At 49.8% G+C, this 25,281-nt stretch carries 31 protein-coding genes; 20 read left to right on the top strand and 11 right to left on the bottom strand.

All coding sequences use genetic code 11. The annotated features are described in order from the left end of the window. Positions 1 to 35: 35 nt before the first annotated feature. Positions 36 to 482 (bottom strand): CBS domain-containing protein, encoded by a 447-nt coding sequence (locus tag NGAR_RS14380; RefSeq protein WP_015020511.1) that lies wholly within the window; start codon positions 480 to 482, stop codon positions 36 to 38. 114 nt (positions 483 to 596) lie between these two features. Between NGAR_RS14380 and NGAR_RS14375 the strand changes: the two genes are divergently transcribed. From NGAR_RS14375 to NGAR_RS14365, 4 genes are all read left to right on the top strand, one after another. Beyond that, a complete protein-coding gene (locus NGAR_RS14375) occupies positions 597 to 728 on the top strand; it encodes a hypothetical protein (protein WP_148681534.1) in 132 nt (43 codons plus the stop codon). A gap of 64 nt (positions 729 to 792) precedes the next feature. After that, a complete protein-coding gene (locus NGAR_RS14370; protein ID WP_015020510.1) occupies positions 793 to 999 on the top strand; it encodes a C2H2-type zinc finger protein in 207 nt (68 codons plus the stop codon). Between the two features lie 152 nt (positions 1,000 to 1,151). Then, positions 1,152 to 1,289, top strand: a complete 138-nt coding sequence (locus tag NGAR_RS17895; protein ID WP_187147535.1) for a hypothetical protein — start codon at positions 1,152 to 1,154, stop codon at positions 1,287 to 1,289. Positions 1,290 to 1,379: 90 nt separating this feature from the next. Then, a complete protein-coding gene (locus tag NGAR_RS14365) occupies positions 1,380 to 1,718 on the top strand; it encodes a hypothetical protein (protein ID WP_148681533.1) in 339 nt (112 codons plus the stop codon). A gap of 676 nt (positions 1,719 to 2,394) precedes the next feature. Here NGAR_RS14365 and NGAR_RS14360 read toward each other — a convergent pair. After that, the gene (locus NGAR_RS14360; protein ID WP_015020508.1) at positions 2,395 to 4,590 is read right to left on the bottom strand and encodes a CDC48 family AAA ATPase; all 2,196 of its coding nucleotides are present in this window, start codon (positions 4,588 to 4,590) and stop codon (positions 2,395 to 2,397) included. Between the two features lie 278 nt (positions 4,591 to 4,868). Between NGAR_RS14360 and NGAR_RS17890 the strand changes: the two genes are divergently transcribed. The 3 genes from NGAR_RS17890 to NGAR_RS14350 all read left to right on the top strand — a co-directional run bounded on the left by NGAR_RS17890 (position 4,869) and on the right by NGAR_RS14350 (position 6,056). Continuing rightward, positions 4,869 to 5,039, top strand: a complete 171-nt coding sequence (locus tag NGAR_RS17890; RefSeq protein WP_015020507.1) for a hypothetical protein — start codon at positions 4,869 to 4,871, stop codon at positions 5,037 to 5,039. Positions 5,040 to 5,224: 185 nt separating this feature from the next. Further along, complete coding sequence (locus tag NGAR_RS14355) at positions 5,225 to 5,494, top strand: hypothetical protein (RefSeq protein WP_015020506.1); 270 nt, start codon at positions 5,225 to 5,227, stop codon at positions 5,492 to 5,494. A gap of 7 nt (positions 5,495 to 5,501) precedes the next feature. Beyond that, positions 5,502 to 6,056, top strand: a complete 555-nt coding sequence (locus tag NGAR_RS14350; RefSeq protein WP_015020505.1) for a hypothetical protein — start codon at positions 5,502 to 5,504, stop codon at positions 6,054 to 6,056. On the opposite strand, the gene NGAR_RS14345 is transcribed toward NGAR_RS14350, so the two are convergent. From NGAR_RS14345 to NGAR_RS14325, 5 genes are all read right to left on the bottom strand, one after another. Beyond that, a complete protein-coding gene (locus NGAR_RS14345; protein ID WP_148681532.1) occupies positions 6,045 to 6,620 on the bottom strand; it encodes a hypothetical protein in 576 nt (191 codons plus the stop codon). The two genes, NGAR_RS14350 and NGAR_RS14345, sit on opposite strands and share 12 nt — an antisense overlap. Positions 6,621 to 6,687: 67 nt before the next feature. Further along, complete coding sequence (locus tag NGAR_RS19140) at positions 6,688 to 7,224, bottom strand: 4Fe-4S dicluster domain-containing protein (RefSeq protein WP_015020503.1); 537 nt, start codon at positions 7,222 to 7,224, stop codon at positions 6,688 to 6,690. Between the two features lie 278 nt (positions 7,225 to 7,502). After that, positions 7,503 to 8,687, bottom strand: coding sequence for an ArsA family ATPase (locus NGAR_RS14335; protein WP_187147534.1), 1,185 nt, complete (start codon positions 8,685 to 8,687; stop codon positions 7,503 to 7,505). Positions 8,688 to 8,819: 132 nt separating this feature from the next. Then, positions 8,820 to 10,046 (bottom strand): ammonium transporter, encoded by a 1,227-nt coding sequence (locus tag NGAR_RS14330; protein WP_015020501.1) that lies wholly within the window; start codon positions 10,044 to 10,046, stop codon positions 8,820 to 8,822. Positions 10,047 to 10,120: 74 nt separating this feature from the next. Then, positions 10,121 to 11,278, bottom strand: coding sequence for a DegT/DnrJ/EryC1/StrS family aminotransferase (locus NGAR_RS14325; RefSeq protein ID WP_015020500.1), 1,158 nt, complete (start codon positions 11,276 to 11,278; stop codon positions 10,121 to 10,123). A 276-nt stretch (positions 11,279 to 11,554) separates the two neighbouring features. Between NGAR_RS14325 and agl3 the strand changes: the two genes are divergently transcribed. From agl3 to NGAR_RS14285, 8 genes are all read left to right on the top strand, one after another. Then, positions 11,555 to 12,757 carry a UDP-sulfoquinovose synthase gene (gene agl3 / locus NGAR_RS14320; protein WP_015020499.1) on the top strand — a complete coding sequence of 401 codons (1,203 nt, stop codon included), beginning with the start codon at positions 11,555 to 11,557 and terminating at the stop codon, positions 12,755 to 12,757. Positions 12,758 to 12,790: 33 nt separating this feature from the next. Next, on the top strand, positions 12,791 to 13,531 hold the full coding sequence (locus NGAR_RS14315; RefSeq protein WP_015020498.1) for a polysaccharide deacetylase family protein: 741 nt from the start codon (positions 12,791 to 12,793) through the stop codon (positions 13,529 to 13,531). A 1-nt stretch (position 13,532) separates the two neighbouring features. Next, complete coding sequence (locus NGAR_RS14310) at positions 13,533 to 14,936, top strand: glycosyltransferase family 2 protein (RefSeq protein ID WP_148681530.1); 1,404 nt, start codon at positions 13,533 to 13,535, stop codon at positions 14,934 to 14,936. Between the two features lie 898 nt (positions 14,937 to 15,834). Further along, positions 15,835 to 16,257, top strand: coding sequence for a hypothetical protein (locus tag NGAR_RS14305; RefSeq protein WP_015020496.1), 423 nt, complete (start codon positions 15,835 to 15,837; stop codon positions 16,255 to 16,257). After that, entirely contained in the window at positions 16,254 to 16,556 is a 303-nt protein-coding gene (locus NGAR_RS14300) for a hypothetical protein (protein ID WP_015020495.1), read from the top strand. The genes NGAR_RS14305 and NGAR_RS14300 overlap by 4 nt, the downstream gene beginning before the upstream one ends. Before the next feature lie 23 nt (positions 16,557 to 16,579). Beyond that, positions 16,580 to 16,855, top strand: coding sequence for a hypothetical protein (locus NGAR_RS14295; RefSeq protein WP_228369200.1), 276 nt, complete (start codon positions 16,580 to 16,582; stop codon positions 16,853 to 16,855). 273 nt (positions 16,856 to 17,128) lie between these two features. Beyond that, on the top strand, positions 17,129 to 18,193 hold the full coding sequence (locus NGAR_RS14290) for a site-specific DNA-methyltransferase (protein WP_015020493.1): 1,065 nt from the start codon (positions 17,129 to 17,131) through the stop codon (positions 18,191 to 18,193). A gap of 27 nt (positions 18,194 to 18,220) precedes the next feature. Then, entirely contained in the window at positions 18,221 to 18,655 is a 435-nt protein-coding gene (locus NGAR_RS14285; protein ID WP_015020492.1) for a translation initiation factor IF-2 subunit beta, read from the top strand. A gap of 233 nt (positions 18,656 to 18,888) precedes the next feature. On the opposite strand, the gene NGAR_RS14280 is transcribed toward NGAR_RS14285, so the two are convergent. The 3 genes from NGAR_RS14280 to NGAR_RS14270 all read right to left on the bottom strand — a co-directional run bounded on the left by NGAR_RS14280 (position 18,889) and on the right by NGAR_RS14270 (position 20,019). Next, positions 18,889 to 19,194, bottom strand: coding sequence for a DUF6438 domain-containing protein (locus tag NGAR_RS14280; RefSeq protein WP_228369368.1), 306 nt, complete (start codon positions 19,192 to 19,194; stop codon positions 18,889 to 18,891). 37 nt (positions 19,195 to 19,231) lie between these two features. Continuing rightward, the gene (locus NGAR_RS14275; protein WP_015020490.1) at positions 19,232 to 19,447 is read right to left on the bottom strand and encodes a hypothetical protein; all 216 of its coding nucleotides are present in this window, start codon (positions 19,445 to 19,447) and stop codon (positions 19,232 to 19,234) included. A 71-nt stretch (positions 19,448 to 19,518) separates the two neighbouring features. Beyond that, on the bottom strand, positions 19,519 to 20,019 hold the full coding sequence (locus NGAR_RS14270) for a hypothetical protein (protein WP_015020489.1): 501 nt from the start codon (positions 20,017 to 20,019) through the stop codon (positions 19,519 to 19,521). Between the two features lie 214 nt (positions 20,020 to 20,233). Here NGAR_RS14270 and NGAR_RS14265 point away from each other — a divergent pair, with 214 nt between their 5' ends. Next, positions 20,234 to 20,440 (top strand): hypothetical protein, encoded by a 207-nt coding sequence (locus tag NGAR_RS14265; RefSeq protein WP_015020488.1) that lies wholly within the window; start codon positions 20,234 to 20,236, stop codon positions 20,438 to 20,440. Between the two features lie 29 nt (positions 20,441 to 20,469). Here the strand turns inward: NGAR_RS14265 and trxA are convergent, their stop codons facing one another. Then, positions 20,470 to 20,910 carry a thioredoxin gene (gene trxA, locus NGAR_RS14260; RefSeq protein WP_015020487.1) on the bottom strand — a complete coding sequence of 147 codons (441 nt, stop codon included), beginning with the start codon at positions 20,908 to 20,910 and terminating at the stop codon, positions 20,470 to 20,472. 86 nt (positions 20,911 to 20,996) lie between these two features. On the opposite strand from trxA, the gene NGAR_RS14255 reads away from it, so the two are divergent. The 4 genes from NGAR_RS14255 to hsp20 are packed head-to-tail and all read left to right on the top strand — an operon-like array spanning position 20,997 to position 25,266. Continuing rightward, the gene (locus NGAR_RS14255; protein ID WP_015020486.1) at positions 20,997 to 21,602 is read left to right on the top strand and encodes a nucleotide exchange factor GrpE; all 606 of its coding nucleotides are present in this window, start codon (positions 20,997 to 20,999) and stop codon (positions 21,600 to 21,602) included. 1 nt (position 21,603) lies between these two features. Then, positions 21,604 to 23,475, top strand: a complete 1,872-nt coding sequence (gene dnaK, locus NGAR_RS14250) for a molecular chaperone DnaK (RefSeq protein ID WP_015020485.1) — start codon at positions 21,604 to 21,606, stop codon at positions 23,473 to 23,475. Between the two features lie 47 nt (positions 23,476 to 23,522). Continuing rightward, entirely contained in the window at positions 23,523 to 24,635 is a 1,113-nt protein-coding gene (dnaJ, locus tag NGAR_RS14245) for a molecular chaperone DnaJ (protein WP_015020484.1), read from the top strand. 43 nt (positions 24,636 to 24,678) lie between these two features. Then, positions 24,679 to 25,266, top strand: a complete 588-nt coding sequence (gene hsp20, locus NGAR_RS14240) for an archaeal heat shock protein Hsp20 (RefSeq protein WP_148681526.1) — start codon at positions 24,679 to 24,681, stop codon at positions 25,264 to 25,266. Positions 25,267 to 25,281 lie beyond the last annotated feature (15 nt).

The raw sequence follows: 25,281 nt of genomic DNA, 5'->3' as shown, positions 1-25,281 counted from the left end.
ATAACTGCCCTAAATAGGAGTTAATGATTTCAAAATCAGACACCAATTGCGTCTTGGGCTTCTTTCTGGCTTGGCGCAATCCTAACAAGCGACTTCAGCGACGCTACCGCCAGCAAGTCGCCAGCCTCGTTTATCACCGGGAGCCGCGTAATCTTTTTGCTCCTCATGAGCGAGATCGCGTCCTCTATGGATGAGTCCCTGTCGATTGTCACAAGCGGCGTGCTCATTATCCTGCTTAGGACTGTCTTGAATGGGCTCTTGTTCAGGGCAATTACGCGGTGGAGCATGTCCCTCGCAGTAATGATCCCCACGGCGCGCCGGGTATTTGACGCGCGGTCATTGCGGGTGACTATGATGCTGCAAACATCTCTTTCATACATTGCCTTTGCAGCTTCCGCAATCAGCGTGTTCTCGTCCAGAGTGACAAAATCCTTCTCGGCAAAATCTATTACCTTCTTAGAAGCGAACCTGCCTCTTGCCATTATTATACAACATAGATATAGCAGCATGAAATTTCAACGTATCATTCTAAACGACGAGCCATGACTGTCATAAGATGGGGGCAGCCATAAATCCAATATTGTCCCACAGTCTCCATGCCAGAAAGGCAGCAGGAAAATGGCTTCAGGTGTGACCTATGCGGGATGAGTTTCAGCTCTGATAGCCAACTGAATGCACACAAGGTGAGCGACCACGCTGTCGCAGGCGGGGAACTGACAACAAGATAGCAGAGGAAAAAAGCCTCTTCGCGACAATTGTACTTCTAAATACTATAGAGTACCAAGCGTACCCGTGGTAGATACAACAGAGACGATCAGCTGCCCCATATGCGATATACCTTTTGATACCAGAGACGAGCTTGAACGTCATAGCAGAAAGACTCATGCTACCATTACCACAAAGGAAGCGACACCAAAAGGCAGTACACCTGCCATGGAGGAGAGGGTGCAATCTCGGACTGAGGAGAAGGGAAAGGGAGAAACTCCAGAGCAAACCTGATTCTATTATTCTTGGGTTTTCGCCATGTTGTACAGCGTTTGAATATTCTACGGCACTTTTGGGCTATGCAAGAATGTAATTGCATGCAACAAAACATGACCGGTAAAATGCACCATATAGCTTAATTCTATCGGCATCCTCTCCCAGTTCCGATGGTCAAAGAAGACCTTGACTATGTTATTGATGCCCAGCTGCAAAAGGTCAAAGCAGGTTCTCGCATAGGCATGGACGCCCTGGCCAACTCGGACAGGTATGGCTCCGAGAAGACTAAAGAGCTACTAAAGTTGTGAATCCGAGGCGATATCTGCTCGGCAACATATGCGTTTGGATAAAAACTCATTACAAGGAGAGGCACATACAACACATTATCGTCAACGCCTATGGCTGGCAGTAGTATTATTACACTCGTCATAGCCGGTCTTGCAGCCGGGATTGCGTTCATGATATTATTTGCCACCTTTGGAAATAACATTGTAGCCATCAGCGATAATGGCATATCCAACGGTGTGCAGATATTATCAGATGGCGATGACGACAACAACGGCCAAGTAGTGCCTGACAACTTCAAGATTACGTACTCTTATGGTATTGGGCTTGACTATACACTTACGGTGGACGATACCGCTGTCGGACTGTTCACCGTCAAGAACTGCTATTCGATAATGCCGACCCAGCATGCAACCCTTGCCCTTTCGCAGCAAGAGCTGGAGTTTATCTGAAAGGCAATTGAAGAGAACGATTTCTTTTCTCTGAATGACCTAACCGAAGAGTGTCCGCCTTTAGCCATCATCCCGTGCAGGTTAATCGCTCCAGAAGACAAGACAGAGCTGCAAATCACTTCAAATGGTGAAACCAACAAGGTAGAGTTTCGCCAGAATTATGAACTCAACCACAATATGGCAGAGCTGAAAAGGTTCAAGGCAATAGTTTCAGCGATAGACGAGGTACTCTCGCACTACAAGAACATGCCAAGGTCGGATTGCGCCTATGCATAGGCATAGCTTCTTCGTTGACGGGGGTAGTAGGTAGCGCTCAATGGGATTGACTCAGTACTGCCATGGGATCATAAATTGCATCGTAGAACGGCTCTCTGTACATGTTTCCTGTCAGTGTCCTGAGAGCCTTGGTAAAGACCGTGTCGCAACCGCCCGAGCGGGCGTCGGGTGGCGGCTGGTAGTCTGGTTCATAGTCTACGATAAAACATTCAGTGTTGAAACTTGACGCCAGCCACGATACGAAAGAAACAGCAACAATAAAGGGGATCCCTATTTCTCCTTCCTGTGGACGCTTGGCATCGCATTTGCAGCATGGTATGTCGTGCGCCGTCAGTTGCTGCTCCGCGGATCAGTTACTATCCGCAAAAAGGCAGATACATCGGAATAGTTTCTGTATTTCCTACGTGTAGAGTGACAGCGAGGTCTTTTCTTCCGGCTTCATTTCCTTCTGTGTCCTTATCTTCTTCACTGCCTCCTCAAAGTGGCGCATAGTCACGTCAGCTTCTGACGCGTGCTTTCCAGCTTCTTCTGGCGTCGGGTACTTTGCAAGGTACTCGTGCAGCACAAGCGACACAGCAGCGTTGGCCACCGCGGCAATGTCGGCGCCACTGAACCCATCGGTGATGTCAGCAATCCTGTCAAGGTCGACGTTTTCGGCCAAGGGCTTGCCTTCTGAATGGATCTGGAGTATCTTCCTTCTTGTCTCCCTGTCCGGGTTTGGCACGAACACTATTCTGTCAAACCTGCCGGGGCGCAGGAGCGCCGGGTCAACCATATCCGGCCTGTTTGTAGCCGCCAGGACGACCACGCCGTGAAGGGAAGATATACCGTCCATTTCAGTCAGGATTTGCGATACGACCTTGTCCGATATTCCGCTGGTGCTTCCTCCTTCTCCCATCATACCTCCACGTATGGGAGCTATGGCATCTATTTCGTCAAAGAATATCACACATGGGGAAGCCTGCCTTGCCCTCTTGAACACCTCTCTGATGCCGCGCTCTGACTCTCCGACCCATTTTGACAAGAGTTCCGGCCCTTTGATGCTGATAAAGTTGGCCTCTGACTCTGTGGCAACAGCTTTTGCGAGTAGCGTCTTGCCTGTTCCTGACGGCCCGTGGATAAGAATCCCTTTTGGAACCGTGTGTCCTATCTTTGCATAAAGCTCCGGGTACTTCATGGGCCATTCCACCGCTTCCTGCAGCTCGCGCTTGACCTGTTCAAGGCCGCCAATGTCGCTCCAGCTCACATCGGGGGACTCCAAGAAGACCTCTCTCATCGCAGACGGCATCACGTCCTTTATCGCGCCTTCAAAGTCGCCCTGAGTTATGATCAGCTTTTCAAGGTCTTCTGGGGGAATCTTTTCCCGCTCCAGATCAAGGTCTGGCAGCACCCTTCTCAGGCACTTCATTGCGGCCTCTTTGCAAAGGTACTCCAGATCGGCCCCCACAAAACCGTGGGTGACTGATGATATCTTTGGCAGGTTGACATCAGATTCTAGAGGCATGTTCCTCGTGTGGATTTGCAATATTTCAAGGCGCCCGAATTTATCAGGTACCTTGATCTCGATCTCTCTGTCGAACCTGCCCGGCCTCCTTAGTGCAGGATCAACCGCGTTAGGTCTGTTTGTGGCGGCGATGACGACGACTTTGCCCCTTGCTTCCAAACCATCCATCAATGACAGAAGCTGTGAAACTACCCTTCTTTCAACTTCTCCTGTTACTTCTTCCCTCTTGGGAGCAATAGAGTCGATCTCATCGATAAACATTATAGTTGGAGCCCTATCACGCGCTTCTTTGAATATCTCTCTGAGCCTAGCTTCCGATTCTCCGTAAAACTTGCTCATTATTTCTGGTCCAGATATGCTGATAAAGTGAGCATTGCTCTCGTTAGCTACTGCTTTTGCCAATAATGTCTTGCCAGTGCCTGGGGGACCGTACAGCAGTACGCCTTTTGGAGCTTCAATTCCCAGTTTTTCAAATATCTCTGGATGGCGCAGCGGAAGCTCTATCATTTCTCTGACTTTTTGAATCTCTTCCTTTAGGCCGCCAATGTCTTCGTATGTTACCTGGGGAAGGCCTCTGGCTGCTTGGGTTCTCTCTACTATCGAGAATTTGGTTTTTTGCGTAACAATAGCAGCATTTTCTGGACCAATAGCAGGAGTTATGCTGCCAATTTCAAACGTCAGCCTTCCTCCAAAGTAGGGAATCATGACATTGTCGCCCTTTACGACAGAAGTGCCTTCGAGCGCGTCGGTAAGATACCTCTCGTCGATCGGCGGGATCGGCTCGAGAGGGGCCGCAGTAACTCTTTCAGCTTGGATTGTCTTTGCCTTTTTCACGGTTACATTGTCGCCTATCGCAGTGCCTGCGTTGTTCCTGACAAGGCCATCAATCCTGATGATGCCTTTTTGCTCGTCCGATGGGTAAAGCGGAAGGATCTTTGCCACCGTCCTGCGTTTGCCCTTGATCTCAATGATGTCACCTGTCCTGACGCCAAGCGAGTCCATGGTGTCATAGTCGATTCTGGCGATCCCCCTGCCCACGTCTCTGGTATACGATTCCAGTACCTTGAGCGAAACTGTGCCATGCGGGCTCATTATTTGTTGTACCCCACAGCAAATATTGCCAAGAATTGCTAATGAATGTTAAGACAGAAGGAGCGGGTCCTTTTGCTTTTTACTTGTACAAAAATTCCAAATTTTTCAAGCGTTGTAAAACAATATGATAATAATGCTGGTCGGTCTATGTTACATAATGTATCAAAGGTCTGGCTGGCATTCCTTGGTCTGGCAATAGCTGTCCTTGTAGTAGGGATGGTTATAGCGGTCAATGCCCGCGAAAACCGCATCCTTCGTACGAGGAACTTCCTGACTAGGTGTTGACCAACAACACAGAAGACCTGCCAGAGGTCAAGGCTTTTCTTGCAAAATATCCTGATGCAGATGCCCATACCGATAGAAGCGGCAGGCTGGTAGTGGACTATAGGCAGGATTATCTTGAAGTCATGCTTAACAGAATCGGCACAGAATACTATCCTTACATATAACTGCGGATATTATAAGTCCCTGAGGGTATACCGGAAGAAATGTTTGTAGGTTGTTATAATACCAATGATAAATGGATAGTAGAACGCAACGACGATAACGTCATCTCCTTTCTGCAAACGGAAACATGCTTCAGTTAGCGTTGCGACCGATTTTTATACCTGAAACGTGAATAAAACGATGACATATGAAAGGCGAACAGAAACTAAAGTCGATTTCTGTACTTGTGCCACTGGAGAGGGTGCAGGCCAGCCTTTCTGAAATCGGGTTCCTGCTTGATGACACCGTCACGATTGTTGCTGACGGCAAGTTCTGGAACAAGATGCTGTACGTCAAGGGCGACGAGACGATAAGCGTCTCTGAAGAGATCGGCGACGCCTACCCAAAGGACCCGATCATTACCATCTGTGGTTCAAAGATGACGATCTCCCAGGTAGTCAAGGGTGTTGGTGGTTAGTAAGTATATGCCGCTGTACGAATGCAACGAGCACCAGTTTGTTGAAAACATCCGGCGCCTGCTAGAGTCGAAGGAAAAGTTTCTTGTCAACCGCAAGATAACGCTCCATGACGACGCAAGGTACGGGCCGGCCACCATGCCGGATTCCGAATTCAAGCGTTATGAAACGATATGCACGAGAAAGTCTGCCAATTCCACCGTCTATGCAAAAGTGCCGTTTGTCGACAGCTTCCACGGAGGCAGGATGTACGATGAGGGCGAAAATCTGCATGCAGCAAGCGCGCTGATGTTTCCAAGGATGTCTGTTCCCTACTACAGGGTGGAATACTCTGTAAATGTGTGGGGCGGGACCTACTTTTTCGCGTTCGACGCGCTGTTCAACCCAGAGATAGTGATCGAAAAGCGGACGGGCAGAAAGTTTGGCAAGTCAGGGGCGCTGGTGCACGTTCTGCGCTACAACCCGCCGGAAGAGCGGGTGCTTGCAATCAACCTGCCAAAAGAAGTGATGGTGTTTGATGTCAAGCACATGGTAAGAGTCATCGATCATTCTTCAAACTTTTAGCATCCACTTGAAAAAGGGCTCTAGCGAGCTTTTGAACGGCAGCGACTGCCTGTCTTTTACGTTAAAGCCGAGCAGGAGCATCCTCCCTTCAAGTCTGTTCTTGAGGGACGCCGACAGCTGCTCGCCCTTGAATGGATGGAAGAGCTCGAAAAAGAACCCTTGCTTATGGTACGCGACATGCTGCGCAAAGCAGTCAGATAGTATAGCCGGGTCACCGGCAACTCGGCTATCCAAATCTGCCTGGGCGCCGCTATCGACCACTATTTGGAGCGATCTCTTGGTATAGTTCTCCCGCGTGAATCTGGCATCCATCTTTTGGGGCGTGGCAGCGTAGAGCCGGATGTCCCTTGCCACCTGCTCGACGGTCGTCTTGGCAATGTCGGTTGCAGCCTTGACCTCGGATTCTGGAACCCCATAGTCCTTGCCAAAAAGGTAGAATGCCGCCATCAACTCGTCCTTTCTTATGAATGGGAAATCTACTTTTGCCGCCATGAACTGCTTTATGCGGAATGAAATGTCGGGCGGCATGAATATGCCCATGTACGAGTCAGAGACTACAGGCAACTCTGCTATCCAATAGTAGCATATGCGAGAGATATAAAACAAGAGAAAAGAAGAGGAAGAGTGTTAGTTAGTGCGCATGAGGTGGTGGTGCGCTTCCCTTTGCCAAAGCTTCGTTGAACGTTCCTGAAGCCTTTTCATGGAACTCTAGATTCGACTGGTCTACCTTGACAGCCTGTGGCGGGCAGACAGAGACGCATGCCATGCACCATATGCAATCATGTTCCCTTATTGGGTCTGCCTTGTCTGTGTAGTCCTTGCGCTCTTCTTTGACAGAGCTGCCAGTGCCAGCAAATACTTGGTTGTGTGCGTCCTTTGCTGGGACATCGTGCTCGGTCCTGTACCACTGGAATACTTGCACTGGACAGGCTTCGATGCACGCGCCGTCAGCGACACAAGCGTCCCAATCCACTGCGACCATCGTGCCGCTAACACCAAGCGGGACCAGCTCCTCTCCCCTGTGCTCATAAGCTGCCTTGACCTCTTCGTTTTCAGCAGCTTCTTTGGCAGCTCCCGGACCCCACCTATAGTGGAAGTGCTCGCCATCTGCGTGCTTGATCTTGCCTATCACCTGATGATTCCTTGGAAAGTCTGGATCTATTGGCATTCTTTCTCAAAACTAATCAAGTCATATATTATATAAACTCTTTTTTCTTGGGCTCCTGCAAGTCGCGAGACAATAACGCGCCCAAACATGACAGTACAGCATTGGTGCAGCGTTTAATAGTGATGCATTACCGGCAATAATAATCACCGGGCATGGAGCCTTCCGTATTTCTCGCAGTTTTCCCGTATGCTTTTCTCGCTAGCTTTCCTGTATTTGGCATCATCCTTGTGACAAAGTGGGAGCTTGATGACCGCCGAAAGAGCAGGCGGTAGTAGCGCCTATGTGACCTTTTCAAAGAGCACGTTAAGCTCGTGGTTCATGAGCTTGGCTTTTGCAAGCTTCATCCCGGCAGTTGCAACGGGCAGCGGGACAATGTTGGCTACCTGCCCCACAGGCGTCCTGACGGTTATTGTGAGCTGGTCGCCGTAGCGCTCGATGGAAAAGTCGTCCTTCTCTGTGAACGGCACCTGCACTGTCATGTTGATGGCAGCGCCCTCGTTTACAAAGAGGTACGGCTTGCCCCTGTAGAATATCTTGGCCGGGTCGTCACTGCCAAAGAGCACCTCGCCGTGTTTTCTCAGCATTTCGACGCCGCGAAGCTCTGTGCCGTAGAGCTGCACCTCCTTTACGGGCAGCGGGTAAAAGTTGGCCTTGGCGTCTTCCACCTTTGATCGCTGATAGCTGGCCCACTTTGCATAGTATTCATCGGACGAGCCGGCCATTATCTTGTTCACCACCGCCATGTCGACGTTGATGCCGTAGAGACTTGCAGACATGAGCGCCCTCTTGGCGTTTTCTATGCTGAATGTGTCAGGGTTTGCGACGAGCCTGATGCTTGCGGTGTCATTGTCCCTTATGATCTTGGCAAGCTCGTCAAGCCTATCCAGAAAATCCATCTCGCTCTTTATCACGTCCCTGCTTGGGGCGGGTATCTTGGCTACTGGCTGGAACACCTTTGCAAAGCCAGAAAAGAGGCCGGCAAGGCCCGTCAGCTTGCGCCCAATACTTCCGACCAGCTTGGGGAAGTACAGGTAGCGTAGCGCTTCGCCGGAGGCCGGCATATCAAGCACCACTGCGTCAAACGACTTTGTGCGCTCGATCTCTTCTATCTTGAGCAATGAAAACAACTGCGTCATGCCCGGCAGCATTGCAATCTCGTAAGCGAGCGTCTCGTCGATCCCCTTTGCAGAGAATATCGACGCCATGTACGACAGTATCGGGTCGTACTGCTTGCTCATTTCGGTCACCGGGTCTATCTGCAGCGCAGCAAGGTTTGGGAGCACCTGCTTCTGATCGTAACTGCCGCTGATGTCTTGCATCATCAAGGCGTCGCTTAGCGTGTGCGCCGGGTCTGCCGAGATCACAATCGTCCTATAGCCCCGCTCGGCCATATTGATCGCAGTCGCGCACGAAGTCACTGTCTTGCCCGTGCCACCCTTGCCAGTGTAGATAATGAGCCTCAACGATGGAAAAAGAAGTGTACAAGCCAATAAAAGAGTTTGGCAATTATCCTAAATGATCTATATCAGACAGATCAGTCAGAATTTTTGCCCTGACATGCGTGTATGAGATTCTATGATCACAGAAAAGATTTTTTAGCTGACGTACGCCCGCTCTGCGTGCTGCGTAACGTCGAGCCCGATGTCCTCCTCTTCTTCCCTGACCTTTAGCCCTATCGTGGCGTTTATTACCTTCATAATGACCACTGTCCCGCCAAATCCAAGAGCAGCTGCCACTGCCACGCCAAGCGCCTGGATTGCAAGCTGCATCGGGTTGCCGTACAGCAGCCCGTCCGGCCCGGCAGGGTTTATGAGCGTGCTTGCGACAAGGCCTATTGCCAGAGAGCCGACGATGCCTGTCACGCCGTGCACAGAGCTGACGTCAAGCGCATCGTCTATCTTCCAGTGCTCCTTGAGGAGCAGGATGGCATAATATGACGCGAGGCCCAGCGCGATTCCCAGAATGAATGAGTTTTGCGCGCTGATAAAGCCGGCAGCTGGGGTCACGCCTGCAAGCCCGGCAATTGCGCCGTTAATGACCGCGGTTGTTGAAGGCTTGCCCGACCTCTTCCACGAGAGCAAGATCCAGACCATTGCCGATGTGGCAGAACCTATGTGGGTCACAAGCAGCGTGTTGGCTGCGAGCGCGCCTGACGCAAGAACGCTCCCGGCGTTAAAGCCGAACCAGCCGATCCAGAGCAGAGTCGCGCCAATGACTGCGAGGGGAATGTTGTGGGGTACCATGATGTCTGGCCCGAAATTCTTCCTGCGCCCAAGCACCAGCGCGGCCGCAAGCGAGCCGAGGCCCGCGCTCGTATGGATGACGATGCCGCCCGCAAAGTCGAACACGCCCATGTCTGCAAGCCAACCTCTTCCCCAGATCCAATGCGCAAGCGGGTAGTAGACTAAGATGCTCCACGCGATAATGAACACGAAAAATGAGCTCCACTTCATGCGCTCTGCAAACGCGCCGGTGATCAAAAGCGGGGTAATGACTGCAAACATCATCTGGTATGATGCAAACGTCACGCCAGGGATAGTGGGCGCATAGTCAAGGCTGTCGTTAAAGGGCACGTTGTTAAAGAACAACCAGTCAAGTCCTCCGATAAAGCCGCCCTGCGACGGGGCGAAAACAAGAGTGAAACCAATTACGAACCAGAGGATTGAAAGGATTGCGAGGCCGGAAAAAGTCTGCATGATTACTGACAGCGAATTTTTGGCCCTTATCAAACCAGCTTCAAAAAATCCGAGCGCCGGTGTCATCATCATGACAAGGCCGGTGGAGATTAACATCCACGTAGTGTCTCCCGTATCGATCGGCATTTCCGACCCTTAGTAGGTCAACATATAATATAAAAAGGCTACGAAAATTATGTTATTATCCTATTCTACGACTATTATGATATATTGCTCTTCTCAAGCACCGCCTTCAGGCTGCTGGCAATGTGGTCAATGTCAGCCTCACTCACATATGGATGCACTGGCAGGGAAAGCACGTGGTCCGCGCACCAGTCAGTCGCCCGCAAGCTTGTCTTGGGCGCCACCTGCATGTAGTAGGGCGTCTTGTGCGCCGGCGGGTTGTAATAGATGGTCGCGCCGATGTTGTCCTTGACGAGCGCATTCTTTATCCTGTCGCGGCTGCCGTTCTGAAATGCTACTGTATAGAGGTACCAGTTGAATTTCTTGTCGGCAGTCTCCTCCGGGATCTTTATTCCGTGCTTTTTGGCAGACGGGAACAAAAGCTTGCTCATCAGCTCTGCGTTGCGCCTCCTGATCTGGAGCATCTTGTCAAGCTTTTGCATCTGCACTTTTGCAACAGCCGCGCTCAGTTCTGGCAGGCGCAGGTTCAGCCCTAGGACTCTGGTGTCGTAGCCCTCCACCATGCCATGGTTCCTTATCATCTTGAGCCTGTCTGCCAGCTCGTCGCTGTCTGTTGCGACCGCGCCACCCTCACCGGCAGTCAGCACCTTGCTTGCATACATCGAGAAGCAGCCCATCACTCCAAACGTGCCGGTCTGTTTCTTTTTGTAGGTCGAGCCAAGCGACTGGCACGCGTCCTCCACGACATCAAGGGCGTGTTTGTCTGCCAGCTCGCCTATCTCGTCCATGTCGGATGGGTGGCCGTAGAGGTGCACCGGGATCACCACTTTGGCTCTTTTCGTGATTTTTTTCTTCAGGTCAGAAACGTCGATGGTATAGTCATCCTTCTTGACGTCGACAAACACGGGTCTGCCGCCGGCCGCTACAACGGCGTTGGCGGTGGCTACAAAAGTAAACGATGGGATGAGCACTTCGTCGCCCTGCTTTATGCCAGCGGCCATCAGCGCGGCATGGAGCGCGGCAGTGCCCGAGTTGACAGATACCACGTGCTTGGCCTTCAGGTAGCTCTTCATCTGAGATTCAAAGTCGCGCACGCGCCTGCCGCCGTCGCGGGCTGCAGTCGTGAGCGCGTTTTCTTCAAGCACGCTTGCCACTTCGCGCTTTTCTTCTTCGCCTATCCAGGGCTTATTTATTGGGATCATGTTTGAAGATACAGTGTGGGTGGTCAATGCCATATCATATAGCATTTTTGTTTATAATGGGTCCTATCGCCTAGAAGCAAAAATCGTAATGATTAAAAGCAAAGGCTGGTTTATCCATGATAATTTCAGTTCAGCGCCTGTAAAGGTGTAAAAATTCGGTACAAAATGCGCCTGAGCGTCTAGTCTATGCTGTTCCCATTATATGGACTTTATATTACTTTGTCCCCATTAATAGAGCGCCAATCTAGTATTTTTCTATATATTGCCATTGCATAATGGCTTTTAATATTTAAAGAATCTTCTAGTAAGATGAACGGAAAAAAAGTCCTGATCGTTGGCATCGACGGTTACATTGGCTGGAGCTTGGCGATGCACCTCGCAACAAGGGGGCACAGCGTTGCAGGAATTGACAATTACTCTCGAAGAAGAAATGTTGCAAAAGTTGGATCAGTATCGGCTACTCCAATCCGCGAAATGGATGAGAGGATACACGTCTTTAATATGGCATATCCAGACGCCAGGGGCGCTATCGCCTTTAAAGAAGGAGACTTGCTGGACTATAGCTTTGCAAGGGACTACATCAAGTGGTTCAAGCCAGACACCATAGTCCACCTAGGGGAACAGCCCTCCGCCCCGTTCAGCATGGTTGACAGAGAGCACGCCGTATATACGCAACATAACAACGTGATTGGAAACCTCAACCTGCTCTACGCGATCAAAGAAGTTGTTCCTGACTGCCACCTGCTAAAGCTTGGAACGATGGGCGAATACGGATATGATACCGAGCTTGAAATCCCGGAAGGATTCTTTGAAATTGAATACAAAGGGAAAAAGGCAACAATCCCGTTCCCGAGAATGGCCGGCAGCTGGTACCACTGGAGCAAAGTGCACGACTCGAACAACATAATGTTTGCGTGCAGGCTCTGGGGCCTGAGATCTACGGATGTCATGCAGGGGATAGTCTATGGCACAAGGACAAAGCAGATGATTTTGGATGAGCTGCTGACAAGGTTCGACTTTGACGAATGCTTTGGCACGGCCATAAACAGGTTCTGCGCGCAAGCTGCCATCGGCCACAAGCTTACTCCGTATGGCAAAGGCGGCCAGACAAGAGGATACTTGGCGCTGACGGATTCCATACAGTGCCTCACGATAGCGACAGAGAACCCACCAGAGAAGGGCGAATACCGGGTGTTCAACCAGCTGGACACGGTCTACAAGATCAACGATCTCGCAAAGACGGTCCAGCAAGTAGCCGGCAAGAAAGGAATGGATGTTGAAATCGAGCCGGTGGATAATCCAAGGGTCGAGAAGGAAGAGCACCATTACAAGGTCAAGGCAGAGAAGCTCAGGAATCTAGGGTTCAGGCCGACTAGGACGCTGGAAGAAGAAGTGGACATTATGCTCACCGATCTGATGCGGTTCAAGAAGAGGATACTTGCAAAGAAAGAAGTGATAATGCCAAAGCCATACTGGAAACAAGTAAGCCAACCTCCAATCCTTACACGGTAGGATCACCGACATGCGACACAGCAGGTAGATTGCATGACAAGGACTTTCGTAGGTGGGATATTTGCCACAGTGGCAGTTCTAGTCGTTGGCGTGGCCATCGCTCTGCCGCCGTTCTTGCAGCCACCCCGGGGTCCTCCAGTCATGCTTGCTTTCAGCATCATAAATGAAAATAATGACGTTCCATACTGGTGCTCAGAAGTATCCGACATTCTGAAGAAGAACAATCTGGATGCCGTGGTATTCTTCTCAGGGATAATCGCCGAAAATCATCCGCAATGTGTAGCCTCATTTGGCGAGAATGTCGACATCGGAAGCAGCACATACAACTATGGGAACCTCACTGCAATAGCAGATTATTCGGAACAGCTCAAGGAAATACTGGACGGCAAAAATGCAGTTGACCTCGCAGGAGATCTCAACTCCAAATCGTTCCGAGCGCCGTATGGCAGCACGGATGAAAATATTTACTCGCTCTTGGCCCGTTCTGAAATACTCGCTGATTTCTCCTATACTGATCGCTATCACAAATACCATGAGGGCAACTTCATCTGGTTCAGGGTTACTGTTTACAACGCGTCGTCAATTTCTGGGGCATTCATCCGAGACTTGCAGTATGACGAAAATGACAGGCCAATCCAAATTGACATAGATAACACTGTACCGCTGAGCAAGGTCCAAGAAATCGTTGACGCACTAAAAGACAAGCGGGCAAATTTCCTCAATGCATCAGAGCTGACCGGCATCGAACTAACTGTGAGAGGAGGCAGACAATAGCTTGCAAGTACAGGATCTACAGAAGTTCGAAAATACCCAGACCATCGATGAGAATGGAAGAATTGTAGTAAAAAAGTACGCCAAGGCATTGCGGTTTCTTTTCTTGAGCGGTCTTGTGTCATTCCTTGTGATAGGAGGGTACAGTACACTTGATTTGAACAATCCCTTCATGATTTATTCAACTATAGTTCCTATCCACTCTGTCCTTATCCTGATAGTTGCTTGGGGTGTATACAGGGACCCTGCAAAAGGGCAGGTGAGCAACGATCTGGTATCTGTAGTAATACCGATCTATAACCAAAAATCCATGATTAGACTCGTAATTGATTCGATATTTCAGTCTACATACCAGAACATAGAGGTCATAGCAGTGAATGACGGAAGCAAAGACGGAACAAAGGAAGTCTTGGACGAGCTTGCACATAAATACCCTAAGCTCAAAGTTCTTCACAAAAAGAACGCAGGGAAAAGAAAAGCTATCGGAACGGGCTTTATGATGTCAAGGGGCAAGTATGTTGTGTTTATTGACTCCGACAGCATTGTCCATCGAAACGCAGTAGAACAATTCGTAAAGACATTCAACAGCGACAAACAGATTGGAGCAGTCGTAGGAAATGCAAAAGTCTGGAATGCAAGCAAAAACATCATGACAAAACTACAGTCGGTCTGGTATGATGTACAATTCAACATACATAAAACTTGCGAGAGCACGTTTGGCCTTGTCATTTGCTGCTCCGGTTGCTTGTGTGCCTACAGGCGCGAAGCAATAAGCGAGTTTATTCCACGCTGGACTAATGCCAAGGTCATCATAGGCGACGATAGAGAACTGACATCATTCGTGACGGCAAAGCCATGGTCAAAGCCTGAACTGCTTTCCCATTTTGCACAAACAAACTTGGACAGGGCATCAAGATATGACGATGCCGAAGACCGGGTTCTTACCGCGCAAACGCTTGTGCAATGGAAGGCAGTATATGTCGCATCAGCAGTAGTATTTACCGACGTTCCTGAAAAATTCAAGGGATTCATAAAGCAGCAAGTTAGGTGGAAGAGGGGTTACCTTCGGGCCCAGTTCTTTGTAAGCTCGTTCTTCTGGCACAATAACCCGCTCATGGTGTTCATATTCTATCTTGAATTTATGGCATCACTCACCATGCCACTGATCATATTCACTGTACTTGTGTACGAACCTTTCTTTAGAGGCGAATACATGTTCAGCATCTTTTTTGCGGCATCACACCTAGTAACTGGACTAATCGAAGCGCTGGATTCAAAGTTTAGAAACCCCAATGATTCTGTCTGGAAATACAAGCCGATGATGAATGTGCTGTCAACAACGGTACTATCGTGGCTGGTAATCTATTCCTGGCTTACACTGAAGACTGATAAGTGGGGAACTAGATAGATGATTCGTCTTGCAGCTTCTTCCTTCGAGATTGTGTGCAATTCTGATCAGCTTTACCCAAATTCAAAACAACAGCTATTATCCGGTTATGTGTGTGTAGACAACAACAATTCAACATCCTTCCAAGTGTTAAGAGATCTGTGCTTCAGAGAAGCAGTTGACGAGGTTGTCATCGTTTGCCGCGGTTATGCTTTTTCATTGATGGGAGTATCGTTTAGCGACAACAATTTGCACTGCTAGGTGCATCTCACACTTTCAAATTTCAAGCCAAAGACGTACATTTGGAAGGACTGTTTGGTCAATAACAATTCCACAATCTAGAAAATTCTTCTATATTTTCACTACAACAGGATAATATAGACATTTCTATTCAGAAGTAATAATACTATGGCAAGCTCGATGGTTTTTTGCAGGCTATGCAAGATACCTCTTGCTCATAAAGAACAATTCATAGGCCATCACGTGATCTCCCACGAATTCAGCACCAAAGACGCTGAACATGCATGGCGTCTGACCACCGAAGATCCCATTTTCCATTCGAGAAGAGGAGGTTTCTCTCGCAGATGATGCTGTGCATGAAATGCTATCGCAAAATCGGAATAGCGTACAATGAATTGTGCTATAGTTGCTATAGGCGGATCCGAAGAATACCTGCGAACAAAATCTTGGAGAGGAGCAACCTTGTCAATGATTAAGCGCTGCATTTATTGTGGTGCCTCAGTAACCATCACAAACAAGGAGGAAGACTCTTTTCGATCTCGCGGCATTAATCTGATCATGTTGCGTGTTTCATGCTCATCCTGCAGTGACCAGAAAATACAGCCCATGCAATCAGAGGACAGTTGATCGGCCACATGATCCACAGCTACGAAATGAAGTATGAGAAGCTGGATGCAATATGGCAATCGATCCTGTAAAGGTTAAGGCCGCAGACTTTATCAATGATGGCGGCACGATAAAGGCAATAAACGGCACAACAAGTACTGTAGACAGTTCTAGCACCTCGGCGGCAACGGTTATCCAGTATGCTATAGATAACCTGCCTACCACTGGCGGCAGAATTCACATGAAATCTGGTACCTATACCATAACTTCTACGATAACCGTCAATAAGGCAGGAATAGGTATCCAAGGTGAGGGTGACGGAACACTACTACAATGCAATGGCTCGGCTGTAAGTCCGATGTTTGCTATGGCAGACACTACAAAGAGATCGTTTAACAATTTTGAAAATTTCAGAATGCAAAGTACATCGCTGGGTAATGGCTTGGCATTCAATACCTCGTATTTCACTAGGTCCGTTTTTCAGGCTTTAGAGTGAACGATTTTAATCAAGGCTTTCTACAGACTACCAGCACCAATTATAATATTTTTAAAGATATTCACATAAACGTTAGGGGTGTTGGTGGTTTTGATATATCACTTGAGACAGATTGCAACGATAATCTTTTGGAATTTGTAAGAGTTCAGTCAAGCGATGATGGCAATGTAACAGGTTTCCTTATGAAGGGCTTTAGTAATACTTTGATGAAATGTACTGTAGAAGGCGGAACCACCGACCCTTCAATAGGGCTTGATGTTGCTGCCATAACACATGACACTGTATGCATTGGATGCTAGAAGCAAATAAGACAAATCTTAGTTTGGCATCAGGTGTAGAAGGCTTCGGTTTCCTAGGTGGCAATATATCAAATGGTGTTATTGCCAATATTACAAACAATGGTGCAATAAAACCATTCTTTGCAACCAGACTGAACTTTGAACCATACGCAAGAATCCCTATAGATACCAAAGCGGGTGCACTAACTACCGCAGATGTCCCACAAGGCACTTTTGCAGTAATACATGACACGACTGGTGGAACGTACAAGCTTTATGCTAACATATCTGGAACACTTCGTTCTGTTGGTTTAGTCTAACAAATATCAAGCGTTTAGTTCTCTTATTCAAAGAGTTCATGCTATGGCGCTATACGAAATCGCAAGAGTCCGTTAAATCTCTGGATTCAACGACTAAGATTCTGTAAAATCTTCGTCAGATATGTAATCCTTAAGGTAAGAAACCCTCTGACGATAATTGACAGGGCTATACTGAATTAATACTTTTAAGTTAATTAATGTTCATGTATCGCTTCAGGTAGCAAGAGCTTGCTATCCGATCTGGATAATAACAAGTATTATAATCTCAAAGTTATGGCACAGAGGACTCGGCTCGCCCTAAAGCCGCACGATTCAGACCTGAAAAAGAACCTTCTCTTCCACTGCGACAACCTTGACTGCATCAATTACCTGCAAAAGCATGGCTTTGAAAGCAAGATCGATCTTGTCTACATCGACCCACCTTTTCTTAGCGGCGAGCGCTACTTCCGCCGCGTCGACAACGACAGCAACCTTGCGTTTGAAGACCTCTGGAAGCAGAGCAAGTACCTTGAGATGATGCACAAGCGCCTTGCCGAGATCCGCAAACTCTTGTCAAAGGACGGCTCCATTTTCGTTCATCTGGACTGGCACGCCGTCCACTATGTCAAGGTCATGATGGATCGCATCTTTGGCCCTGAAAACTTTAGGAATGAAATTATTGTAAAGCGCGGCAGGAGGAAGAACCTCCAGTACCAGTTCGAGTCGATAGACAGGATGCACACCGCCTACGACTCGATACTATGGTATTCCAAGTCGGCAGAGACAAAGTTCGCCCCGCCGCTTGCAAAGCACCATTCAAAGGCAAAGTGGATGGGGTTCTGGAGCAACGTCAATAGGCCGACCATGCGCTACGAGATCTTTGGCGTCAGGCTGGTAAGGGGGCAGTGGAAGTGGGCAAAAGAGAGGGCGCTAAAAGCAGTTGAGAACTATCGCCTGTACGAGCAGAAATTCTCCAGCATGATGACGCTTGAAGAATACTGGGAATCGACCGGCAAAAAACTGGAATTTGTGCGCAAGCGACCGGGCGTGAAATATGCCGAGTACTGGATACCGCCCAAGACGCACAGGATAATCGACAATGTCTGGCTAGACATACAGGCGTACAACTACTCCACCGGCTATGGCACTGAAAAGCACGCCCAGCTTTTGGAGCGCATAATAGGCCAGTTCTCAAAGGAGGACGGCCTTGTAGCAGACTTTTTCTGCGGCTCAGGCACGACACTTGCCATCGCTCAAAAGCTGGGCCGTCGCTGGATCGGCTGCGACTCGTCGCCGGCTGCAATCGCAGTCACCAAAAAGCGCCTTGGCAGCGGCTTTAGCATCGTCAACATTAATTAAACAGAAGTGCTACCGATCTACCAATATATGACCAAGGCGCAGTCTGCCGAGTATGAAAGCCTGCTAAAGAGGCTGCAGGACAAGCTGGGCGGCACTGCCAAGAAGGCAAGGTCAAGGCTTGAAATCCCGACCCCGCAGATAATCTGGGTCGGCAAGAACACTATCTTCCGTAACTTTATGGATTTTCCAAAAGCGCTGCGCAGAGACCCGGAAAAGTTGCTACTGTATCTTAACAAAGAGCTGGCGTCTGCCGGATACATTGCCGGCGAGCGGGTGATATTCCTTGGGCGCAAGACCCCGTCCTCATTTGGCGCGCTGATCGACCGCTACATCAAGGACTATGTCCAGTGCCCTGTATGTGGAAGCCCCGACACGCACACGGAAAAGAGCAAGCCAAAAGTAGCATTCCTCATCTGCGAAGCGTGCGGCGCAAAGTCATCGATAAAGGGCAATTACGCCTAGGCTATAATAATCATATACATCCTGCATCTGGCGAAACCGTCTACTGGTCTGATGGACATTTTACCCACCTGTCAGAATTGACAACACTGTCTATCCGATCTTCCCGATTCCTGAGCTGTGCCAGTCCATAGAGGGGTCTATTACTTTCTTGTATATGCTACCAAGCTTGATTGATATAGTTATGACTGCACGTCGCCGCAGTGGCAATCATACTCATCCTTCATGGAAAAGTATCATACATTATGAAAGTAATCGACAAGTTCCTTTACCTCTTGTTGAGGTATTGACGAAGTCTGGCGGCCGGTTACTGCTACCCAGCGATGACCTTCATAGACAACCGCGCCATTTCCGTAAATCGTCAAAGAATAGTCTGGGCACGTCCCGTAGCATACCGTCCGCTCTAAAGTGATTATTGCAGAGTCATGATCTTTATGCAATGGAATGATGATATTGTTGCCTGCGAAAAATGCAAACAAGATTACAAACGCAGTTCCGACTGCAAGACCAGCCGTTACCGGTGCTGCCAATCGTTCAGCCACAGCCAAATTGACACAAGCCCACCTTTGAAGTTTTTCTCTAGGTTTTTCCAGTCGACAGAAAATCATAATTGTACAGGTCCTTTATCCACGCCTTGATAACAGACGTGTCATTTTGACACGACGCCTTGACCTGCACGTTCATCTCGTGGAACTCGGCCACCTTTTTCTTGATTGCGTGGTTCCTTCCCGCTACGTGCTGCTCGACGGCTGAAGTGCTGATGATTTCGTCGCAGATGTTGCACCTGATCTCCATATATATGCATACAATTGCATTGAACCAGCATTATCTACTGCAATACCAAACCGGCTTGGCGCATTCGTCAGCTATTTTTGATCCGGAGGAGCCGGGTCGCGTATCGTATCAAGCACGTATTTTAGCTCTGGGTCGCTTGTCAATTTTTCCAAGAACCCTCTGACTATCTGCCTGGTGGTGCGCTCTGCTGCGCCTTCTCCTCTATGCTGCACATTTACGACATGGTCGTAGACGAACGGGTGGATGTACAGAGAGCACACGTCGGCGATCCAGCTGAACAGAGTATCCGTAGTCTTGTCTTCTAGCATCGCCTGCCGCTTTTGCTCAAACATCCTCCCGATGACGCGCACGTTGTAGAGGTACATCTTTTTCCCAGTCTTTTGGTCGACACCGGTGAAAAGCACGGAATCGCGATCGTCGTAGATCAGGCCGTAAGAGACGTTGAATGGCATCTTGACGTGTTTTGATTTGGGGGCGTACTCGAAGAGCTCATCCATCAGCGCCTTGAGGAGCGCATAAAATCGTTCGATGCTCTTTTGCTTTTCTTCGTCCCTCTTCTTTTTCAGGCCCACCTCAGGAACTAGGTACTCGCGGGTTAAAAATTGACCGTGTCTGAGAAGGGCCAAATTTTTGTAAAATATGTGAGATGAACCGTCTCAAATACTAAATTTTCATAATTTTCGCCTCATAGCTTGCCCTGTGTCAACTGTTTTCACTACAGAATTCGAGAAAGTTGACTAATGGTGCTAAGTATCAACTAGGAATTATCTCAGCATGACAGCCATAATGTCACTCCACAACGAAACCGCAAGCAGAGGCAACTTCACAACCGGCCAGAGCTGGGGCGCACTGAGGAAGGCATGGAAGGGATATAGGATCGCAAAAGTCCAAGGCGACAACGCTAAGATGAGGGAATATGCGACCAAGATCCGCAAGCTCCAGGGCGAACTGGGAATCAGCGTTGCTTCGTTCCCGCACTTAGGCATCCACTAAGTGCGCGCTCTTTTTCTTTTTATTATTATCTATCCGTAAATCGAGCTGCTGTTGTTTGACAATTGTTGTTTTAGTTTCATCTCAATCTGGCCCTTTGGCATTGCACCAATCATCATATCGACCACCTTGCCGTTCTTAAATATGATCATAGTCGGGATGCTTTGGATCCCAAAGGAAGCCGCGATCATCTGGTTCTCATCGACATTGACCTTGCCAAATGCCACCCTGCCAGAGTATTCTCTTGCCAGCTGCTCGATGGTGGGCGAGACCATCCTGCACGGACCACACCAAGGGGCCCAAAAGTCTACTAGCATGAGGGGATACTTTTCAACCTCGCTCTTGAAGTTAGAGTCAGTTAGCACTATTGGCTCTGAGAGGGCAGACATCATTGCCTTTATGGCTGCCACCTTTTGCAGCTCGGCCATCTTTCTCTGCTTGATCGCCTCAAGCTCATCGTCTGAATTGCTCATGTACTGAGAAATTACACGGCAATGGCTATATTCATTCCTTACGAGGCGATACGTAATTATTGTCTGATTGACTTTTGAGACATGTCTTGGAAAAGGACGAGACTCTAGAGCAACAACAGCCTCATGATGACGAAAAGCCTGTAGAGCAGGACTTGGAAGCGTTGAGGTCAGAGCTCCAGTCGGTCAAGGAGGAATTGAGAAAGGCAAAGGAATCCTCAGATGACAGCCTCAACAAGCTAAAGTATCTCATAGCCGATTTTGACAACTACCGCAAGCAGATGGAAAAGCAGGCCGCCACAAAGGTCGAGACTGCCAAGGCCGAACTGCTGCTTAAATTTCTCAACATACGCGACGACTACTTGAGGGCGCTGTCGGTCGCAAAGCAGGCCAAGACCGAGACTGTCGTCATTGAGGGGCTGGAGGGGATATTGAAGAACATCGACTCACTCCTTGCCTCGGAAGGCGTGAGGGAGATAGAGACGGTGGGCACGCCCTTTGATCCCAACGTGCACGACGCCATCGCCTATTCGGCACGTGACGACATAGAAGAGAACACCGTGACTGCCGAGATCCGGAAGGGCTACATGCTCAACTCCAAAGTGCTCAGGCCAAGCCTAGTCGAAATCGCCAAGAAGATAGTTAAAAATAGTGTTTCTGACACTACAAAGGAAGACACAGGTGATATAACATAATATGGGCAAGATAATAGGCATTGATCTTGGAACTAGCAATTCGGCGGCCGCAGTCATGATAGGCGGCAAGCCGACAATAATACAGGCTGCAGAAGGTACATCGATAGGCGGCAAGGCGTTCCCGTCGGTGGTGGGATTCACCAAGGACGGCCAGCTTATCGTAGGCGAGCCGGCGCGCCGGCAGATGATATCGAACCCTGAAGGGACCGTCATTGCAGCAAAGCGCAAGATGGGGACCGATTTCAAATTCAGGGTGTTTGGCAAGGAGTACACCCCGCAGCAGATATCATCGTTCATTCTACAAAAGATCAAGCGCGACGCAGAGGCATTCCTTGGCGAAACTGTCGACAGGGCAGTGATCACGGTTCCAGCGTATTTCAACGACAACCAGCGGCAGGCGACCAAGGACGCAGGCGAGATCGCCGGCCTGCAGGTGGTCAGGATAATCAACGAGCCGACTGCCGCGTCGCTTGCGTACGGCCTTGACAAGGCAAACAAGGACCTAAAGATCATGGTCTTCGACCTTGGCGGAGGGACGCTTGATGTCACAATAATGGAGATGGGCGGCGGCGTGTTCCAGGTAAAAAGCACTTCTGGCGACACGCAGCTTGGCGGCACAGATATGGACAACACACTTGTCGAATATGTCGTAAATGAATTCAAGAAGCAATCCGGCCTTGATGTCAGAAACGATAAGGCGGCCATGATGAGGATCAGGGAGGCCGCAGAAAAGGCCAAGATAGAGCTTTCAAATGTGGTTACCACAGAGATCAACCTGCCCTTCCTCGCGTATGACCCGCAGTCCGGGCCCAAGAACCTGATACTGCAATTAACAAGGGCAAAGCTTGAAGAATTGCTCAAGCCGATAATCGAGCGGTGCAGGCAGCCGATGCTGCAGGCCATGCAGGACGCCAAACTGACGGCGGCAGACGTGGACAAGATAATCCTGATCGGCGGGCCAACGAGGATGCCGATGGTGAGGCAGTTCGTGGCGTCGGTCATGGGCAAGGAACCGGAGCGGGGCATCGACCCGATGGAGGCGGTAGCGATGGGCGCTGCCGTGCAGGGCGCGATTATCGCCGGCGACGTTTCTACCGACATACTGCTTGTGGATGTGACTCCGCTGACGCTTGGAGTAGAGGTGCTCGGCGGACTGAAAGAGCCGCTGATTGAGCGCAACACTACGATCCCGACCAAGAAGAGCAAGGTGTTCACCACTGCAGCCGACTACCAGACGGCGGTGACTATACATGTGGTGCAGGGCGAACGGCCTATGGCAAGCGACTGCGTGTCGCTTGGCATGTTCAACCTGTCAGGCATACCGCCGGCTCCAAGGGGAGTGCCCCAGATAGAAGTGACGTTTGACATTGACGCAAACGGCATACTGAACGTTGCGGCAAAGGACATAGCGACCCAGAAGGAAGCCAAGATAACGATAACCGCTAACAACAAGCTGTCAAAGGACGAGATCGAAAAACTAAAGCGCGAATCAGAGCAGTTCGCCGAGGCCGACAAGAAAAAGAAGGAGGAGGCCGAAGTGCGCAACGAGGCGGATAACCTCATCTACGCCGCAGACAAGCTGGTCAAGCAGGACCTCAAGGACAAGGTAAGGCCAGATCAGGCAGAAAGGGTGAACAAGCTTTCGCAGGAACTGCGCGACGCGATTTCAAGCAACAACGTTGACACAATCAAGGCCAAGATACAGGAATTGAAAAATGTGCTGGCAGAGATCAGCACAGCGGCATACCAGAGCGCCGGCGCAACGCCGTCTGGCACAGCAGCTGGTCCACAGGCGGGCGCCGGAGGAGCCGGCTTTGCAGGCGGCGCTGGTGGCAGTGGTGGAAGCGCCGCAGGGCCAAACCCCAATCCGTGACACTAATTGAACCTACTATTACTACTACAGCACGGTGATGAAAAGCAGTGAGCAGCAAGCGTGACTATTACGAAGTTCTAGGAGTACAAAAGGGCGCTAGCAAGGAAGAGATCAAGAACGCTTATCGAAAGCTGGCACTGCAGTACCACCCGGATAGGAACAAGGACAAGGCTGCGGAGGAAAAGTTCAAAGAGATATCCGAAGCCTACGCCGTGCTCTCTGATGACGAGAAGCGCAAGCGCTACGACACGTATGGCCACGTCGGGCAAGAAGAAGTGTTCCGCGGCTCCGAGGCGAACTTTGACGAGATATTCCGGGATATGGGGTTTGGCGGATTCCGGGATATATTTGAGCAGTTCTTTGGCGGCGCAAGGCGCGGCGGCTTTTTTGGCGAGGACCTGTTTGGCTTTGGTGGCCGGCGCAAGGGCCGTGACATTATCTACGACATGGAGCTCACGCTTGAAGACGTGCTCAGGGGCAGGAAGGAAGAAGTTGATGTGCCGAGGATGGGCCGGTGCGGCGAGTGCGGTGGCACCGGAGCCGCGCCGGGTACAAAGCCGCGCAAGTGCACTGTATGCGACGGTCAGGGCCAGACAAGGCGCGTCTACAGCCAGAACCGGTTTTCCACATTTGTCACAATGGAGCCATGCAGGACATGCCAAGGCCGCGGCCAGATTGTAGAGCGGCCATGCGGAAACTGCCAGGGAGCGGGCATGGCAAGGCAGGTGAAAAAGATCAAGCTGGAAATCCCGCCGGGGGTAGAGGATGGCATGGCATTTCAGATGCGTGGCGAAGGCGAGATTTCCGACTCGGGAATACCCGGTGACCTTGTGGTCAGGCTCCACGTCCAGCCAGACCCGCGATTTGAAAGGCTTGAAGACGGCCACTTGCTTTACAACCTTGATGTCAAGTTTACCGACCTTGCGCTTGGCACCGAGCTCAAGGTGCCAACGATCGAAGGTCATGAGAAACTAAAGATCCCGCAGGGCACGGCAGCAAACGCAATACTCAAAGTAAAGGGCAAGGGCCTCCCGCGCTACGGCAGGTCTGGCAGGGGCGACCAGCTGGTCAAGATAAACGTCAAAGTGCCGACCAAACTCAACGACAGACTAAAGTCGCTTCTCAAGGAGCTCGACAGAGAGCTTGATGATGACATCTAAAACCATACTTTAAAATATAATTTCCACCCATTTTTTTACCTATATGTCGTCACCATTTGATGAATGGTTTGGCAAAAGAAGGCGCATCGGATCATGGTTCCCAGACATCGATGAGATGATGAGGGAAATGGACAGGATGATGCAGGAGGCGTTCAAGAACTTTGAGCAGCAGGTTCCAAAGAATCTGGTGAAGGAGCGCAAGCTAGACGACGGCTCTGTGGTCCGCGAAATGGGCCCAATAGTTTACGGTTATTCTGTCAAGATTGGGCCGGACGGCAAGCCCGAGGTTCGCAAGTTCGGCAACATCGACGCTTTCCCCAACCTGCTTGGCGGAGGGCTGTCGGTCAAGGAAGAGCGCGAGCCGTTGGTTGATGTTATCAGGGGCAAGGACGAGCTCAGGGTAGTTGCCGAGGTGCCCGGCGTCAGCAAGGAAAACCTGCGCGTGACGGCAGATGAAAACTCGGTCACGATCGAGTCGGTTACGGGACAGCCCCGCTACCACAAACGCGTCGAGCTGCCAGACATGGTAGACCCCAAGGCCGCGAAATCGACGTACAAGAACGGCATCCTCGAAATCTCATTCAGGCTCAAAGGTAGAAGCGGCTCTGGCGTCTCCATCAACATCGAATAGCGGCGCAAAACGATA

The sequence above is a fragment of the Candidatus Nitrososphaera gargensis Ga9.2 genome (assembly GCF_000303155.1).
Taxonomy (GTDB): domain Archaea; phylum Thermoproteota; class Nitrososphaeria; order Nitrososphaerales; family Nitrososphaeraceae; genus Nitrososphaera; species Nitrososphaera gargensis.
The sequence above is the reverse complement of the archived record's forward strand: the minus strand, read 5'-3'. Positions and strand labels throughout refer to the sequence as shown.